This window comes from Modestobacter sp. DSM 44400 (assembly GCF_900107175.1).
GTDB lineage: Bacteria > Actinomycetota > Actinomycetes > Mycobacteriales > Geodermatophilaceae > Modestobacter.
Window position 1 is genome coordinate 95,164 of record NZ_FNOZ01000008.1, and the last position, 16,719, is coordinate 111,882.

General features: G+C 71.9%; 16 protein-coding genes. 10 read left to right on the forward strand and 6 right to left on the reverse strand.

What is annotated here, in order from left to right; all coding sequences use genetic code 11:
• Positions 1 to 93: 93 nt before the first annotated feature.
• Positions 94 to 921, reverse strand: coding sequence for a flagellin N-terminal helical domain-containing protein (locus tag BLW04_RS07710; RefSeq protein ID WP_091538247.1), 828 nt, complete (start codon positions 919 to 921; stop codon positions 94 to 96).
• A 301-nt stretch (positions 922 to 1,222) separates the two neighbouring features.
• Between BLW04_RS07710 and BLW04_RS07715 the strand changes: the two genes are divergently transcribed.
• Entirely contained in the window at positions 1,223 to 2,287 is a 1,065-nt protein-coding gene (locus tag BLW04_RS07715) for a glycosyltransferase family protein (protein WP_091538249.1), read from the forward strand.
• A gap of 190 nt (positions 2,288 to 2,477) precedes the next feature.
• Here BLW04_RS07715 and BLW04_RS07720 read toward each other — a convergent pair whose 3' ends face one another.
• Positions 2,478 to 3,407 (reverse strand): sigma-70 family RNA polymerase sigma factor, encoded by a 930-nt coding sequence (locus BLW04_RS07720; RefSeq protein WP_254781162.1) that lies wholly within the window; start codon positions 3,405 to 3,407, stop codon positions 2,478 to 2,480.
• Between the two features lie 194 nt (positions 3,408 to 3,601).
• Between BLW04_RS07720 and BLW04_RS07725 the strand changes: the two genes are divergently transcribed.
• From BLW04_RS07725 to BLW04_RS07760, 8 genes are all read left to right on the forward strand, one after another.
• On the forward strand, positions 3,602 to 4,087 hold the full coding sequence (locus BLW04_RS07725; protein WP_091538254.1) for a flagellar protein FlgN: 486 nt from the start codon (positions 3,602 to 3,604) through the stop codon (positions 4,085 to 4,087).
• Between the two features lie 73 nt (positions 4,088 to 4,160).
• On the forward strand, positions 4,161 to 5,579 hold the full coding sequence (gene flgK / locus BLW04_RS07730) for a flagellar hook-associated protein FlgK (RefSeq protein ID WP_091538255.1): 1,419 nt from the start codon (positions 4,161 to 4,163) through the stop codon (positions 5,577 to 5,579).
• A 5-nt stretch (positions 5,580 to 5,584) separates the two neighbouring features.
• Positions 5,585 to 6,487 (forward strand): flagellin N-terminal helical domain-containing protein, encoded by a 903-nt coding sequence (locus BLW04_RS07735; protein ID WP_091538257.1) that lies wholly within the window; start codon positions 5,585 to 5,587, stop codon positions 6,485 to 6,487.
• Between the two features lie 146 nt (positions 6,488 to 6,633).
• A complete protein-coding gene (gene csrA, locus BLW04_RS29135; RefSeq protein ID WP_091538258.1) occupies positions 6,634 to 6,876 on the forward strand; it encodes a carbon storage regulator CsrA in 243 nt (80 codons plus the stop codon).
• A gap of 145 nt (positions 6,877 to 7,021) precedes the next feature.
• A complete protein-coding gene (locus BLW04_RS26575; protein ID WP_175483940.1) occupies positions 7,022 to 7,618 on the forward strand; it encodes a hypothetical protein in 597 nt (198 codons plus the stop codon).
• A gap of 88 nt (positions 7,619 to 7,706) precedes the next feature.
• On the forward strand, positions 7,707 to 8,819 hold the full coding sequence (locus tag BLW04_RS07750) for a sigma-70 family RNA polymerase sigma factor (RefSeq protein WP_254781163.1): 1,113 nt from the start codon (positions 7,707 to 7,709) through the stop codon (positions 8,817 to 8,819).
• 202 nt (positions 8,820 to 9,021) lie between these two features.
• On the forward strand, positions 9,022 to 9,366 hold the full coding sequence (locus tag BLW04_RS07755) for a hypothetical protein (RefSeq protein WP_175483941.1): 345 nt from the start codon (positions 9,022 to 9,024) through the stop codon (positions 9,364 to 9,366).
• Entirely contained in the window at positions 9,366 to 10,112 is a 747-nt protein-coding gene (locus BLW04_RS07760; RefSeq protein ID WP_091538262.1) for a hypothetical protein, read from the forward strand. Before BLW04_RS07755 ends, BLW04_RS07760 begins: the two co-directional genes overlap by 1 nt.
• 21 nt (positions 10,113 to 10,133) lie before the next feature.
• On the opposite strand, the gene BLW04_RS07765 is transcribed toward BLW04_RS07760, so the two are convergent.
• From BLW04_RS07765 to BLW04_RS07775, 3 genes are all read right to left on the reverse strand, one after another.
• Positions 10,134 to 12,077 carry an NlpC/P60 family protein gene (locus BLW04_RS07765; protein ID WP_091538264.1) on the reverse strand — a complete coding sequence of 648 codons (1,944 nt, stop codon included), beginning with the start codon at positions 12,075 to 12,077 and terminating at the stop codon, positions 10,134 to 10,136.
• Between the two features lie 264 nt (positions 12,078 to 12,341).
• Positions 12,342 to 13,643 (reverse strand): citrate synthase, encoded by a 1,302-nt coding sequence (locus tag BLW04_RS07770; RefSeq protein WP_091538266.1) that lies wholly within the window; start codon positions 13,641 to 13,643, stop codon positions 12,342 to 12,344.
• 131 nt (positions 13,644 to 13,774) lie between these two features.
• The gene (locus BLW04_RS07775; RefSeq protein ID WP_091538268.1) at positions 13,775 to 15,169 is read right to left on the reverse strand and encodes a class II fumarate hydratase; all 1,395 of its coding nucleotides are present in this window, start codon (positions 15,167 to 15,169) and stop codon (positions 13,775 to 13,777) included.
• A 145-nt stretch (positions 15,170 to 15,314) separates the two neighbouring features.
• On the opposite strand from BLW04_RS07775, the gene BLW04_RS07780 reads away from it, so the two are divergent.
• Positions 15,315 to 15,701, forward strand: coding sequence for a hypothetical protein (locus BLW04_RS07780; RefSeq protein ID WP_139306768.1), 387 nt, complete (start codon positions 15,315 to 15,317; stop codon positions 15,699 to 15,701).
• Between the two features lie 25 nt (positions 15,702 to 15,726).
• On the opposite strand, the gene glpX is transcribed toward BLW04_RS07780, so the two are convergent.
• A complete protein-coding gene (gene glpX / locus BLW04_RS07785; protein ID WP_217630901.1) occupies positions 15,727 to 16,689 on the reverse strand; it encodes a class II fructose-bisphosphatase in 963 nt (320 codons plus the stop codon).
• Positions 16,690 to 16,719 lie beyond the last annotated feature (30 nt).

Sequence of the window (16,719 nt, forward strand, 5' to 3'; positions counted from 1 at the left end):
TACTGGAACGGGGTGAGGGGCGACGTGCAGTGAGGGGGGAGGCCGGGGGCCTCCCCCCTCACTGGGTGGTGCTCAGGTGGTGGTGTGGCTCGATCAGCCCAGCAGCTTCAGGATGCCCTGAGACGACTGGTTGGCCTGGGCCAGCATGGCGGTGCCGGCCTGGGTCAGGATCTGGGTCCGGGAGAAGTTGGTCATCTCCTGGGCCATGTCCGTGTCGCGGATCCGGGACTCCGACGCAGACAGGTTCTCCACCGACGTGTTCAGGTTGTTGATGGTGTGCTCGAACCGGTTCTGGATGGCACCCAGGCCGGCGCGAGCGGCGGACACGGTGGTGATGGCGGCCTGCACCGAGTTGCTGCCGCCGGTGACGGCACCGGTCGTCGGATCGGTGGTGGTCGCGATCGTGATGGCGCTGAGGGCCGTCGCGTCGAGAGCGGCGCCCAGGTTGACGCCGATCGTGTCCCCGCCCTTGTAGCCGACCTGGAAGGTCGCCGTCGCAGCGGCCTTGAGCAGGTCGACACCGTTGAACGTGGTGTTGTCCTGGATCCGGCCGATCTCGGTCTTGAGCGCGTCGAACTCGCCGGTGAGAGCGGCCTTCGAGTCGGCGTTCTGGGTGCCGTTGTTGTACTGCACCGCCAGGTCGTTCATGCGCTGCAGCATCGAGGTGACCTCGGTGAGGGCACCTTCCGCCGTCTGGACGACCGAGATGCCGTCCTGCGCGTTGCGGGCGGCGACCTTGAGGCCACCGACCTGCGAACGCAGACCCTCGGAGATGGCCAGCCCGGCCGCGTCGTCGGCGGCGCGGTTGATCCGGAAGCCGGAGGAGAGCTTCTCCAGCGACTTGTTCATCTGGCCGTCGGTGACGGACAGGTTGCGGTACGAGTTCATCGCCGCGATGTTGGTGTTGACACTGAGACCCATGGTGTTCCTCCGTGGAAGTGGGCTTTCGGGTGGACCCGCTGCATCCGTGCTGCGGGGCGTTGCACTACCGGTAACGGCTCGGGTCCGCCGCTCCTTGACCCGAACCGGAGAACTTCTTCGGTCTCCCTCGGGTGAGTGGGGCGGCTGCTGGACGGCCGGTGCCGGCACGTGCTCGCGTTGCCGAAACCTGGCCCGATGCCCCCGGCGCCCCCGGTGCCGCCCACCTCAAGAGCAGGTCGCACCTGCGCCGGCGACACGACGGGCAAGGGGAGGCCGAACTCCGGAAGGATCCACGTCGAGGATGAACGTCCTGCTCGCCCCCTCAGTCTTCACCGGCTCGCAGGACTACCGCATGGCCGAGCCGGCTCGCGCCGTGCAGGAGGCGGACCCCGGTATCGCGGTCACGGTCACCCATGGGCTGGTGACCCGGATGATCCAGCGCCCGGGCGACACCGAGCTCAGCGTTGCCTCGGTGGACGGCCGGGGTGCGGACGTGGTCGTCCTCCAACTGCCGAAGACCGAGGCGATGCTGCAGTGCCTGCGGCTGCTGCAGGCTCAGGGCATTGCTGTCGTGGTGGAGGTCGACGACCTGCTGTCGGCGGTCCCGTACGGCCACTCCGGGCACGACGCCCTGGTCCGAGGCGGGGTGCACCGGTACGCCGTGGCGTGCGCGCGCGAGGCCGACCTGGTCACCGTGTCCACCCCCGCGCTGCTGAAGAAGTACGCCCCGCACGGGCGCGGGGCGGTCGTGCCCAACGCGGTCCCGCGCCGCATCGCCGAGCTGCCGCCGGCCTACGAACGGGATTCGGAGACGGTGACGATCGGGTGGACCGGTTCGGTGGCGACCCACCCCTATGACCTACAGGTGATGGAATCGGGGTTGCAGCAGGCACTGGACCGGAGCCGGGGGCAGAGCCGGTTCATGATCCTCGGCGAGGAGTGCGACGCCCGGGACCGGCTCCGGCTGTCCGAGGACCCGGTGGTCGTGCCCTGGGTCCGGGACGTCGACGAGTACGTCACGACCCTCGGAGAGCTGTTCGACATCGGGCTGGCCCCGCTCCGGGAGGACCGATTCAACACCTGCAAGAGCTGGCTGAAGGTCCTGGAGTACGCCGCACGCGGCGTCTACGCCGTCCGCTCGCCGACCGTGGAGTACGAGCGGCTCGCACTCGGGCGGTCCGCTCGCCGGCCCCGGGACTGGGCGGCCCTGATCGCGGCGGGGGTCCAAAAGGCCGACCAACGGCGGGAGATCGCGGCGGCTGACCGCGAGAGGGTCCTGGCCGGTCACCTCGTGGAGCAGCGGTGGGCCGACGCCTGGCGGCTGGCGCGGGAGAACCGCAGCCGCACCCAGCGGATCGTGGCCTGAACGGCTTCCGGAAGACACCGCAGCTCCTCCACTCGTGTGCGGAGAGGAGGCTGCGGTCCTCGGGTGCGTGGATCAGGCAGCTGGTCCTGCCCTGCTCCCGGGTCGGTCGCCGTGATGTCAGCGGCGGCAGCGGACCCGGCGGGCGGGCGGTCGACCGGATGGCCGAGAAACCCCGTCGTCGCGGAGGCCCTCAGACGGGTTGGGAGGCAGGTCCGCGCCCGGCGACCGGCCAACTGTGCCGGGGTCGGGGGCGTGGAACCGGAACCGGAACCAGGAGCGGCGGAGCCGGCGGCGTCCGCCGATCCGGGGCCTGTCGTGCCGCCACCCGGTCGACGTAGGCGCGCTGCTGGTTCCGGGCCCGGACGCCGCCGTCGGCGGGGACGGATCGGCCCTCCCAGATCTCGCTCATCGCCGCGTGCAGCAGTGTGAGCGCCCGGGCCCGCATCTGCGAGACCCGGGAAAGAGTGACACCCAGGTCGTCGGCGATGTCGGTCAACGACTCGTCACCGAAGAAGTTCCGGTCCACGACCTCGTCGAGGCGGTCGGGCAGCGCCTGGATCGCCTCGTGCAAGGCGCGGGCGCGCTCGCCGCGGAGGAGGGCGCGCTCGGGGGAGTCGCCGGTGTCGGGCAGGTCCAGGGAGTTGCCGTCGTTGCCGGGATCAGCGTCGATGCTGACCATCACCGCCCGGTGCAGATCGACCTGCAGCGAGTCCAGCTGCGACCGTCCCACGCCGAGGCTGACGGCGAGCTCCTGCTTGGTGGGGGGGCGCCCCAGGGAGATGGTGAGGGCGTCGGTCGCGGCGTCCGTGCGTCGGGCGGCGGCCCGGACCGAGCGGCTGGCCCAGTCCCCGGAGCGCAGCTCGTCGAGCACGGCGCCCTGCAGGCGGGGGATGGCATAGGTCGCGAAGGTGGCGCCGGCGCCGGGGTCGAAACGACGGGCCACCTCGACCAAGGCCACGTGTGCACAGGAGAGCAGGTCGTCGCGGCTCACGTGACTCGGCAAGGAGATCCGGGAGGCCACCGCGTTGACCGCGAACTGGGCAAGGGGCAGGTGAGTGGTCACCAGCGCGTCGACGTCGGGCTGGAGGCGCTCGCTCGCCGGTGGGCTGACTGTGGTCACGCTGTCCTTCTCGGCGGACCCGAGCGCGCATCGGACCGGCATCGGGGACTTTCGTCCCCGGCTTGAGCGATATCGGTGGACTCCGCTGAACTCGGCTTGATCCGCTTCCGGCGCATGCCGATGGGACTGGCAACGAGCACTCGTCGACCGGCGGGTGCCTGCAGTCACCACACGACGAGGGAGGGGCGGCCGCCATGGACCACCAGCACCTGTCGACGTTGCTCTGGCGTGAGCAGGAGCTGCTCGACCTGCTCCTGTTCAAGGCCGAGGAGAAGCAGTACCTGATCCTCACCGGGAAGACCCGGTGGCTGGCCCGGATCGCGCACGAGATCGAGGTCGTCCTGGACCAGCTGCGCACCCTGGAGGTCGAGCGCGCGGCGGCCACCGAGCAGATCGCCGGCCGGTTGGGTCTGACGGCGAACCCGTCGCTGCGTCAGCTCGCCGAGGTCGCACCGGTGCCGTGGAGTGACCTCTACGTCAAGCACCACGAGAACCTGCTCACGCTCGTCACCGAGCTGCGCACCCTCTCCGACGCCAACAAGGGTCTGATCGAGGGCGGCCTGGCCGCCATCGGCGACGCACTGCTGTCGACCCGGGGCACCGCCGCGGGCACGTACACCAACCATGGGCGGGCGGCGGGCAACGCCTACCGCGCCGTGACGCTGGACGGTGCCCTGTGAGCGAGCTCGCGAGCTCACCGATCAGCACAGCAGCTCGGCGAACGCCGGCGACGAGCGCCAGCGAGGAGTCCAAGTGAGCACCTTCTCCGGTCTGAACACCGCGGTGACCGCGCTCTGGGCGCAGCAGCGCGGGATGGACGTCACCGGCCAGAACATCGCCAACGTCAACACCGCCGGGTACTCCCGGCAGCGGGCCGACCTGCAGTCGGTCGCCGGCAGTACCGTCCCGGCCGTCTTCTCGGTGGGCAACGGCATCGGCCAGGGCGTCAGCGCCGACACGATCACCCGCATCCGGGACGCCTTCCTGGAGCGCCGGGCGCAGACCGAGCACGCGGTCACCGCCAGCCTCACCGTCCAGGACACCACGTTCACCCAGATGGAGGACGCCTTCCGCGAGCCCGGCACCACGGGCATCGCACAGCAGCTGACGAAGATGTGGGCGGGCTGGAGCGACGTGATGAACAACCCGACCGAGCTCGGTGCCCGCAGCCAGGTCCTGCAGTCCACCCGCACGCTCGTGGACGGACTGCACACCGCGAGCGCCACGCTGGACCAGCAGTGGGAGCAGAACCACGCCAGCCTCGAGTCGCTGGCCGCGGACGTGAATGCGACGGCGGCCTCCATCGCCGACCTGAACGTGGCGATCGCGCGGGCGTCGAACGCCGGCATGCCGAGCAACGAGCTGGCCGACAAGCGGGACACGCTGGTCCTCAAGCTGTCCGACCAGGTCGGCGCCACGGCCGCGGTGGGCGAGGACGGCAGCATGACCGTCACCGTGGGCGGGTCCACGCTGGTCAGCGGCTCCAGCGTGCTGGCGCTGCGACTGGCCGGCAGCACCGACCCCGCCGACGCGGCCACCGACCCGCCCCGCCTGGTCACCGCCCCCGGTGGCACGACCGTCCGCCCCGGCGGGACGGCGGACGGCCAGCTCGCCTCGATGACCCGGATCATTCCGAAGTACCGGACGCAGCTGGACGGGATCGCCCAGCAGCTCGCCGACCAGTTCAACGCGGTCCACACCAGCGGGTACGACCTGAAGGGGAACCCCGGCAAGCCGCTGTTCGACGACGGGGCAGGGGGCCTCACCGGGATCACCGCGGCCACCCTCGACCTGGCGATCAGCAGCACCGACGAGCTCGCCGCCGCGAGCCTGTCCCCGGCCACGGCCGGAGCCGTCTCGGGCGAAAACGGCAATGCCGACCGGATCTACCAGCTGCGGTTGGCATCGGCCGGAGCCGACGCCAACTACCGGAAGCTGATCGTGACGCTGGGCGTCGAGGCGTCGACCACCACGAACGACCTCGCCACACAGAGCGTGATCGCTACTCAGGTGGACGCCTCCCGCGAGTCGGTCGCCGGCGTCAACCTCGATGAGGAGATGACCAACATGCTTCAGTTCCAGCACGGCTACCAGGCGGCCGGCCGGCTGATCACCGCCATAGACGAGATGCTCGACGTGCTGATCAACCGCACCGGGCTCGTGGGGCGCTGACCCTGATGCGGATCACCCAGCGTGCGATCACGACGACCAGCCTGCAGGGGCTCAACAGCAACCTGGCGGCGGTCAACAAGATCCAGCAGCAGCTGACGTCGGGGACGACGATCAGCCGGCCCTCGGACTCGCCGACCGGCACCAACACCTCGCTGCTCACCCGCAGGGACATGGCCGGTGTCGACCAGCAGGCCCGCAACATCACCGACGGCGTCACCGTCCTGAACTCGACCGACTCGACGCTGCAGGACATGCTCGACCAGGTCCTGGTGGTCCGGAACCTGACCCTCCAGGCCCTGAACCAGGGCACGATGTCCGCCGAGTCCCAGCAGGCGATCGCGGCCCAGGTCTCCGGGCTGCGGGAGAGCCTGCTGGGCGCGGCCAACACCGTCGTGCAGGGGCGGCCGCTGTTCGGCGGTGTAACCACCGGCAGGGCGGCCTATGCCTCCGACGGCACGTACACCGGCCTCGGCGGCTCGGGGGGGATCCCCGTGGTGCCGGTGAACCGGCGGATCTCCGACGTCGAGAGCGTCCGGGTGGACATCACCGGCGCGGAGGCCTTCGGCGACCCGGTCGCCGGCAAGGACCTGTTCGCCGTCGTCGCCAACATCGTCGCCAACGTCGGGGACGTCGCGGCGCTCAGGAGCGACCTGGCCGACCTGGACGTAGTGCGGGGCAAGATGCTCACCGCCACTGCGGACATCGGCACCCGGCAGGCCCGCTTCGACACCGCCAAGGAGGTCAACACCAACCGGTCGCTGATCTTGCAGGCGCAGCTGTCGGCCAACGAGGACGTCGACATGCCACGGACGATCATGGAGCTGCAGATGCAGCAGACCGGTTACCAGGCCGCTCTGCAGGCGACCGCACAGGTAATCCAGCCGACCCTGCTGGACTTCTTGCGCTGATCCGACCGACAGTCCCCGACCCGTTCGGCGGTCGGCCTGCCGAGAACTGAACAGGGCGTCGGACCACTGCGGTGGCCCGGCACCCCTCGTCCGCCGATGATCGGGGGACGGCCACGGAGGCCACACACCCATGGAGGGGTCAACTCATGCTCACACTCACCCGCAGCGTCGGCGAAAGCATCCGGATCGGCGAGGACATCGAGGTCTACGTCGTCGAGGTCCGCGGCGGCACGGTCCGGCTGGGCTTCAAGGCGCCGCGCGAGGTCACCATCCACCGCGAAGAGGTCTACAAGCAGATCGCCGAGGCGAATGCCCTGGCCGCCGAGGTGGCTGCGGATGCCATGGCTGCGCTTGCGGCCTTTGCACCTGGGACGGATCGGTCCGCGTAGATTAACTTGCCAACATGGACGCTAGTTCGCCCCAACTATTGCTTTTCCCGCCTGCCCCACTAGTAACAGGACGGCGAGTCTCGCCGTTGGTTCATCGTTCCGTGCGCAAGTCTTCCCCCACAGCACGACACAGGGGGCAACGTTCATGGAACTCAGCGCAACCACTCGTCCGGCCCACGCCGGCAGCCAGTTCGCCGGTGCGGGCACGGCGGACCTCGGCCTCGAGCCGGGCATCGACCTGAGCACCCTCGGTGCCGACCTCGGCATCCACCCGGGTGCCGGGGTCGAGACCGACGGCGAGCCGGAGTTCACCGACTCGGTCGTGGTCCACGTGCAGCTGCGCCCCCGCCGGCCCGCGGTGCGCAAGTGCCTGGCCGCGCTCGTCGCGCTGGCCGCCGAGCACCCGTTGGTCGCCTTCGAGCTGACCGGGCTGAGCAAGGACGACCGCGTCGCCCGCGTCACCGTCGGCATCGACCTGGGCGCGCGGGCCGAGGTCGCCAAGTTCTCCGCGTCGGCCCAGGCCGCATACCTTTTCGTCGACGGCCTGTTCACCTCGCTGTACGACTACATGCCGGTCTACGTCGCCGAGCCCAGCGATGCCGAGCGCAGCGCCACCGTCGGCGTCCTCGACGCGGTCGCCGCGCCGCGCCCCTTCATCCCGGCCCCCCGCCGCAGCGAGTCCGCCCCCGCGACCGGCTCCCCGGCGCAGGACGCCCGCCGCGCGGTGCCCGTCCACGCCTGAGGCGTTCCGCGCCCCCGCCGGCGCGCAGGCCGGCCCGCATTTCTCTCTTCCCCACCACGCCCACCTTGACTTCCCCTCAGGAGGACCGGTGTCCCACCCCGCTCTGCCCACTACCGCCCTGCCCACGACGGCGATCGACGACCGTCCGCGCACCCGCGAGCCCCTCGTCTTCGGGGGCATCAGTGAGGCCGAGGGCTGGGCGCTGGCGCCGATCACCCCGCGCGACCGGGTGCACTTCCGAGCCGACCGCGAGCTGCCGCTGGCCACCTTCCGGGCCACGCTGCCGGCCGGCGTCATTGTCACCTACGACGAGGGCGAGGGCCTGTACCGGGTCGACGGCGCATGCGGGGAGGGCGACTCCATGGCGACCCTCATCCGGGCCTGGTGCGCCGAGCACGGCTACGCCACGGTCGGCCTGCGCGCCGAGGCCGACGTGCGCCGGCGGGCTCCGCGGGACCTGCCGTCGGACTTCCTCGCCGACCTGTGCCGGCACTACTGCCGGATCAGCCTCAAGCGGCTGCAGCGGAACATGAGCACCATCCGGCTGCACCTGCCCGACAACGACGACGTCGACCAGCAGGTCGCCGAATGGGTGCTGAAGGCCGTCGGACAGTACGACGAGGGCAAGGGCGTCCCTTTCGGGGCCTTCCTGGCCACCCAGCTGTCCAAGTGGGTGCACGACCTGGGCCGCAACGCCTACGGCCGCACCGCTGCGGACACCGAGAACAAGCAGCAGAAGGCGATCGCCGCCTTCACCGCGGAGCACCAGCGCCGGCCGAGCGAGAAGGAGCTGGCCGCCTACATGGGGCAGAGTGTCGCCACCCTGCGCCGCAACTCCCAGACGGTGGCCACCCTCAACGGTCTGCGCAACCTGCACTCCCTGGACGGCGGCCCGGACTCGGTCGAGTACGTGCTGCCCGACAGCGCCGAGGTGCCCGACGAGCTCATGGGCGAGGCGGAGCAGACGCTGCTGTCGCACGCGCTCACCGCTGCCTGCGCTCCCGACCCGACCGCCCGGCGTGACCAGCGCGCCGCCCAGCCGAACGTGCTGGGTTGGGCGACCTGGTACCTCACCACCTGGGGCGGCAAGACCAAGACCCAGCTCTCCAACGAGCTGGTCACCTCGGTGCGCAACATGAACGTGCACGCCGACCGGGCAGAGCGCGCCCTCAAGGAGCGGCTCACCGAGTTGGCCGGCTGACCTGCGGCCGCTCCGGCCATCCGCCGTCCCCGCTGTGGGCCGGTCGACCTCCGGGTGGACCGGCCCATCGACGTTCGGGGGCGGGTGGCCTGGGGTGGAAACGTCCGGCCGGGGGTCCGATGGACCGCGGAGCTGCCGATGTATGTGTCGTGACGGTCCCTGCCTGCAACGGTCGCCCCGCGGTGGCCGGGGAGGGGTGGTCGTGAGCGCCCCGCTGGAGGACCCGACCCAGGCTGTCCTCGTCCCGCACTGGCTCGCCGCCGTGGACCGGGCCGACGTGCAGCGGGCCGTGCAGGCTGCCCTGGACGCCCCGGGGCTGCACCCCGTGGTCGCCATCCACCTCGGCGACGTGCTCACCGAACTGCACGTCGCGGCCGCCCGCGAGCTGGTCTGGCCCGCCCCGATCCTGCGGGTGCGTCAGGCCACCGGCTGGGGCACCGACGTCGTTCCGGTCCGGCTGTCCGCAGCCGAGCTGGCCGGTGTGCTGTCCCTGGCGGAGTTGTCCCCGGTCGCGCGAGCGGCGCTGACCGGGAGGCGGAGCGCCTGATGGAGCAGCCGTTCGGCGCCCCGGCGGGGCTGCTGCACCGCCTGACCCGCGCCCAGGTGCGCACCGGTGACCTCATCGCCGCCGTCGAGGACGTGCGCGCGACGCTGGACGCCCCCGGGCTCGAGCTGGCCGTCGTTGACGGCCCGGTCCTGGTCGTCGAGGAGGGCGGGCGCCGGACCCGGGTGCCGTTGGTCGAGCTGGCCGGGGAGATGAGCCGCGCGCGCGTGCTGCCCACGCCGGAGGGGGTGACCGCGGCCCTGCGCTCGTGGCTCGCCCGCCGTCCGGTGCCCGACGTGGTGGCGAGGAAGGCCGGGATCGCCGTCCTCGACTGGGCCGACACCCGGCAGTCCGTGCTGGGCTGGCGCGTCGTCGTGGCCCGGGAGGGCACGATCGTGACCTGGCGTCCCTCCCGGACGGCGACCCTCCCGGCGGTCCACCAGGTCCGGTCGGCGGCCCTGGGCCGAGCCTCCGTGCTGCCCGGGGAGCTGCACCTGGCGGGGCCCGTGGCCCTGTGGTCGCACCCCGATATGCCGGGCCTGGACACCGCGCTGCTGACCCGCCCGGAGGACCTGCTGGCGGAGTCGGCGTCCGCGGGGCTGAGCCTGCCGGACGCCCACGTCGTGGTCACCCCCCGGCGGCCGGTCGCCTGCGCCGAGCCCGGCGTGGCCCGCCGGCTGGCCGCCGAGGCGACCGAGGCCAGCCGGACGATGCCCTGGCGGGACCTCGCCGACCTCGGCTGGGCCTGACCACCCCTACGCGAGGCGGGGTCAGAGCAGGGCGCCGTACTCCCAGTGCCATGCCTCGGGGTTGGAGCCGGACCGGTCGGCCCAGCCCGGGTGCAGCCAGCCGAAGCGGGCCGCGTTCGCCGTCATCCAGGCCGTCTGTGGCGTACCGAAGACGTTCACCCCACCGCACAGGTCGACGGCGAGCCCCCACCCGTGGTTGGACGTGCCGGGGACGGCGGTGATGCGCGGCTTGCGCTCGTGGGCGTCGACCTGCGCGCCCAGCGACCGGTAGGAGTCGGTGATGCACAGTGGGCTGCCGAAGGCCATCTCGTAGGCCGCCGACATCGCCGTGTACGCCGCCGCCGCGTCGCAGCGCAGCCGGTGGGAGCCCCCGGCGACCCGGCACAGCTGGTCGGCCGGGATCTGCCCGTTGGCCCAGCCGCCCCACGCCCCGCTGGTCGCCGTCAGCCCGCCGACCGGGAGCGGCGGCGCACTGCAGCTGGCCGGCAGCACACCGGCCACCGGGACGGGCGTCGGCTGGGCCGGGACCACGGTGACCCGGACGGCGGTGGTCAGGTCGGGCACCTCGCGCACGCCCACCTGGTAGTTGTCCGCGGACGCCGACAGCACCCGGTTGCCGCCCAGGAACAGTCCGACGTCGTCCAGCCCGCTCATCGGGTCGGTGGTGAAGACCAGGTCCCCGACCTGCAGGTCGGCGCTGGGCACTGGGGTGCCCTGTGCCCACTGACCGGCCAGGTCCGCGGGCAGGCCGAAGCCGGCGCTGGTCCACGCGGTCGCGGTGAGACCGCCGCAGTCGTAGCCGTCGGGTCCGCTCCGGCCGGCCAGGTAGGGCTTGCCGAGCTGGGAGAAGCCCGCGCTGACCGCGGCGACGGTCTCCGCCGACACCACGGCGACGGTGCGCCCGCCGGCGTAGGTGACGGCGACGCCGGGCACCGTGGTGCCGGCGGCGTCCCGGAGCGGGGCCAGGCCGTCGGGCAGGTGCGCGGGGTCGGTCAGCTCGGCGGCCGGCGGCGGGGTCACCCCGGATGTGGCCAGGTCCCCGAGGTAGGTCTGCCAGTCGTGGAGGGCGGTGGCATTGCGGGTCTGCTGGGCGGCCGAGGTGGGTGTCGTGCCGAGCGCGGCCCAGCCGGCAGTCACCGCTGGGCCGAGCTGCCCCACCAGCTCCCGGACGTCGGCGAGCACGCCGGCGGCCCGGGCACGGGCAGCGTCAGCGGCGTCCTGCGCAGCGGCGGCCCGGTCGATGGACTGGGCGGCGTGGAGGGCGGACAACGCCGCCCGGCCGACCGCGCGATCCTGCCGGGTGCTGAGCTGCTCGGCCAGGTCCTGCGCGTGCAGGACGTCGGGGGTGGCAGCGGCGTGGTCCAGCGACAGCGCGCTCAGCGGGTAGCGCTGTGTGGTGGTGCGCTGATAGGCCGCCTGGGCGTACCCGCCGACCTCGGCCCGGTCGACCGCGTTCTCCGCACTGGCGGCGGCGGCGTCGTCCCGGTTCTGTTGCGCCTGGGCGTCGTGGCGGGCGGCGGCGGCGAGGTCCGCACGGTAGCGGGTGGTCAGGTCGGAGATCGTCGTCGCGGCCGCCTGCGGGCTGGACGTCAGGCCCGCGGGGAGCACCTGGCCGGCCTCTGTGGGCGGCTGGGGGAGCGCGGCCAGCACCGTCGCCAGCACCATCGTCGCGCCGGCTACGACGGCCAGCCGGATGAGCCACGACGCACCGGTGCGCGGCGTGCGGGCGCGGGGAGCGGGGTGGCGGCGGCGGGCGGGCGGCCGGCTGCGCGAACCGGAGGGAACGCGGCGGACGGGGGCGCCGGTGCGGGGAGTGCCGGCGCGTGGGGTGCCGGTCCGGGCGGCGGCGGTGCGTGGGGCGCCGGTGCGGGGCGCCCCGCTGCGGGTCGACGGGGTAGCGGTGCGGCCGGCCGGGGTCTGCGCACGGAGGCGCGGAGCAGCGCTCTCCGTGCGCGGTGCAGCCATGGCCCGTGTCCCCGTCGACTCGTCCGATCCCGGCCCGCCCGGCCGGTCGGCAGGCGGGGTACCGGTCTCTCATCGACGCGTCCGGAGGGCAGGAGGAGAGGCGGCCACCGGGTCGGGGGGTGAGGTTCACCCCGGAGGGTGAGAGGGGGAGATAGCACGAGGCCCCGCCGTCCGGATGGACGACGGGGCCTGGTGACGTGCTGGAGCGGCCCCCTTCCAGGGGCCCGCGCTGAGCTTGCGAAGCGTGGGGAGGAAGGGGGTCCTCTAACGGTCGCCGATCCCCACGAAGGAACGCTCGGCTTCGCCGGTGTAGACCTGCCGCGGCCGACCGATCTTGGTGGTCGGGTCCTCGATCATCTCCCGCCACTGGGCGATCCAGCCGGGCAGTCGGCCGAGGGCGAACAGGACGGTGAACATCTTGGTCGGGAAGCCCATCGCCCGGTAGATGAGGCCGGTGTAGAAGTCGACGTTCGGATAGAGCTTGCGCGCGGTGAAGTAGTCGTCGGAGAGGGCGACTTCCTCCAGCTGGCGGGCCAGGTCGAGGAGCTCGTTGTTGCCGCCCAACTTGTCCAGCACGGTGTCGGCCGTCGACTTCACGATCTGCGCGCGCGGGTCGTAGTTCTTGTAGACCCGGTGCCCGAAGCCCATGAGCTTGACGCCGGGTTCCTTGTCCTTGACCCGGGCGACGAAGTGGCCGATGTCGCCACCATCGGCCCGGATCGTCTCGAGCATCTCCAGCACCGACTGGTTGGCCCCGCCGTGCAGCGGGCCGAACAGGGCGTTGATGCCCGCTGAAACCGAGGCGAACATGTTCGCCTGCGAAGAGCCGACCAGCCGAACGGTGGAGGTCGAGCAGTTCTGCTCGTGGTCGGCGTGCAGGACGAACAGCATGTCCAGCGCCCTGACCAGTTCCGGGTCGGCCTCGTAGGGCTCGGAGGGCGTCCCGAAGGTCATCCGGAGGAAGTTCTCCACCAGGCCCAGGGAGTTGTCGGGGTAAAGGAACGGCTGGCCGACCGACTTCTTGTACGCGTAGGCCGCGATGGTCGGCAGCTTCGCCAGCAGTCGCAGCGTGGAGATCTCCACGTGCCGGGCGTCGAAGGGGTCCAGCGAGTCCTGGTAGAAGGTCGACAGGGCGCTGACCGCCGAGGAGAGCACCGGCATCGGGTGCGCATCGCGGGGAAAGCCCTTGAAGAACTGCTTGAGGTCCTCGTGCAGCAGGGTGTGGTGCCGCAGCCGCTCGTCGAACTCGGCCAGCTGGTCGGCGGTGGGCAGCTCGCCGTAGATCAGCAGGTAGGAGACCTCGATGAAGCTGGCCTTCCCGGCGAGCTGGTCGATCGGGTAGCCGCGGTAGCGCAGGATCCCGGCGTCACCGTCGATGTAGGTGATCGCCGAGGTGCAGGCCGCGGTGTTCACGAACCCGATGTCCAGCGCCACCTGCCCGGTCGTCGCCAGCAGCTTGCCGGTGTCGATGCCCGCGGCGCCCTCGGTGGCCGGGACCACCGTCAGGGGTAGTTCGCCGCCCGGCCAGCGCAGGGCTACGTCTGGGGTGCTCGCTGTCTCGCTCATCACTCGGGACGCTACTCAGTTCTCCGCCATCCGCGACACGGCCCCGCCGTCCGGCCCCGTCCAGCCCGTCCTACGGCCCCCTGCAGGGTCCCGCCGCGAGCTTGCGAGTGGTGGGGGGCAGGGGGTCCTTTTCAGGGATGGGTCATGGAGAGGACGTCCAGGGCGCCGTCCAGCTGCTGCTCGGTGAGCTTGCCCGCCTGGACGTAGCCCCGCTCCACCACGACCTGGCGAATCGTCTTCTGCTCTGCCAGGGACTGCTTTGCCACCTTGGCAGCCTCCTCATAGCCGATGTACTTGTTCAGCGGCGTCACGATCGAGGGGGAGGACTCGGCCAGCTCACGGCAGCGCTCGACGTTGGCGGTGATCCCGTCCACGCAGCGGTCGGCCAGCAGCCGGCTGACGTTGGCCAGCAGGCGGATGGACTCCAGCACGTTGCGGGCCATCAGCGGCAGCGTCACGTTCAGCTCGAAGGAGCCGGTCGTACCGGCGAAGGTCACCGCGGCGTCGTTGCCGATCACCTGGGCAGCGACCTGGATGGTCGCCTCGGGGATGACCGGGTTCACCTTGCCCGGCATGATCGAGCTGCCCGGCTGCAGGTCGGGCAGGGCGATCTCGCCGAGACCGGTGCGCGGGCCCGAGCCCATCCAGCGCAGGTCGTTGGCGATTTTCACGAGGCCGACGGCGATGGTCTTCAGCTGACCCGAGCCCTCCACAAGGGCGTCCCGGGAGCTCTGCGCCTCGAAGTGGTCGCGGGCCTCGGACAGCGGCAGGTCCAGGTCGGCGGCCAGCTTCTCGATGATGGCGGCGGCGAAGCCGGGCGGGGTGTTGATGCCGGTGCCGACCGCAGTGCCGCCCAGCGGGAGTTCCCCGATGCGGGGGAGGGAAGCCTGCAGCCGTTCGACGCCGTAGCGCATGGCCGCGGCGTAGCCGCCGAACTCCTGCCCGAGGGTCACCGGGGTGGCGTCCATCAAGTGGGTGCGGCCGCTCTTGACCACGTCGGCGAACTCCTCCGCCTTGCGCGACAGCGAGGCGGCCAGGTGCTCCAGGGCCGGGATCAGCTCACGGACGATCGCCCGGGTCGCGGCGACGTGGATCGCCGAGGGGAACACGTCGTTGGAGGACTGCGAGGCGTTGACGTGGTCGTTCGGGTGTACCGGGGAGCCCAGCGCCTCGGTGGCCAGGCTGGCGATGACCTCGTTGGTGTTCATGTTGCTCGACGTCCCCGAACCGGTCTGGAAGACGTCGATCGGAAAGTGGGCGTCCCAGTCGCCGCGGGCCACGGTCTGGGCGGTGGTGGAGACGGCGTCGGCGATCTCCTGCGGCAGGACGCCGAGGGAGGCGTTCACCGTCGCGGCCGCGCCCTTGATGGACGCCAGGGCGGCGATGAGCTCGCGCTCGATCGGGGTGCCCGAGATGGGGAAGTTCTCGACCGCGCGCTGGGTCTGGGCCCGCCACTTGGCCCACGCGGGGACCCGGACCTCTCCCATGGAGTCGTGCTCGACGCGGTACTCCGGCTCGGTGGCCACGGTGCGCTCCCGGTGTGGTGTGGTGTTCGGTGCTCGACCCAGGACCCTAGACACCGCCCGGACGGCGTCCAGCCGAGGTGTCGCGAGGCGTGCCGGGCCGCCCGCGCTAATACGTGTGGTCGGCGCCGCCGGGGCAGCCGGCGCGGTGAGCAGCGTCTTCGTCGACGTCCGTCTGGCCCAGATGCCCGGCGTGCCGGAGCGGGTCAGCACGGTCTTCGGCGACGTCCGGGTCGACCTGCGACAGCTGGCGACCTCGGCCGAGACGGTGCACCTGCAGGTGGGCACCGTCTTCGGTGACGTGGAGGTGCTGGTGGCGAGGGCATCGACGCGGAGATCGAGGGCTGGACGGTGTTCCACGATTGGAAGACCCAGCTGGCACCGGTCCCGCGGCTGGCGGGCACGCCGCGGGTCGTCGTCCGGGCGTGGACGGTCTTCGGCGACCTCCAGCTGTGCAGTCTCCCCGGGGGAGGACCCGCGTCGCTGGCGGGCGGTGCTCGACCGGTTCAACGTCCCGCGGCCGCCGCCGCGCTGACCGCCCGGCCGGGCACCGCGATGGGTCAGCCGTCGTGCCCGAAGGGGACGGCGGAGTACTGGCTAAGCTTCTGCAGGGAGTGCAGGCTCTCGATGGAGCGGATCGTGCCCGACCGCGACCGCATGACCAGCGACTGCGTGGTCGCGCCACCGGAGCGGTACTGCACCCCGCGCAGCAGCTCGCCGTCGGTGATGCCGGTGGCCACGAAGAACACGTCGCCGGAGACCAGGTCGTCGATGTCGAGCACCCGGTCCAGGTCGTGGCCGGCGTCCAGCGCCTTCTGCCGCTCTTCGTCGTTGCGCGGCCACAGCCGGCCCTGTAGGGCGCCGCCCATGCACTTGAGGGCACAGGCGGTGATGATCCCCTCGGGGGTGCCGCCGATGCCCATCAGCAGGTCGACCCCGGTGCCCTCACGGGCCGCGGCGATGGCTCCGGCCACGTCGCCGTCGGTGATGAACTTGATCCGGGCGCCGGCGTCTCGCACCTCCTGGACCAGCTGCTGGTGGCGCGGCCGGTCGAGGATGCAGACGGTGACGTCGCCGACCGAGCTCTTCTTGGCCTTGGCGACCCGGCGGATGTTCTCTGCGGTCGGTGCGGTGATGTCGATCGCGTCGGCGGCCGCGGGACCGGTGGCGATCTTGTCCATGTAGAAGACCGCCGACGGGTCGTACATGGCGCCCCGGTCGGCGACCGCCATGACCGCGATCGCGTTGGGCATGCCCTTGGCCATCAGCGTGGTGCCGTCGACGGGGTCGACGGCGACGTCGCACTCGGGGCCCTGCCCGTCGCCGACCTCCTCGCCGTTGAACAGCATCGGGGCCTCGTCCTTCTCGCCCTCCCCGATGACGACGACGCCACGCATGCTGACGGTGCCGATCAGGGCCCGCATCGCGTCGACGGCCGCGCCGTCGCCGCCGTTCTTGTCACCGCGGCCGACCCACCGCCCGGCGGCCATCGCGCCGGCCTCGGTGACCCGGACCAACTCCATCGCGAGGTTGCGGTCGGGGGCCGGCCGGTC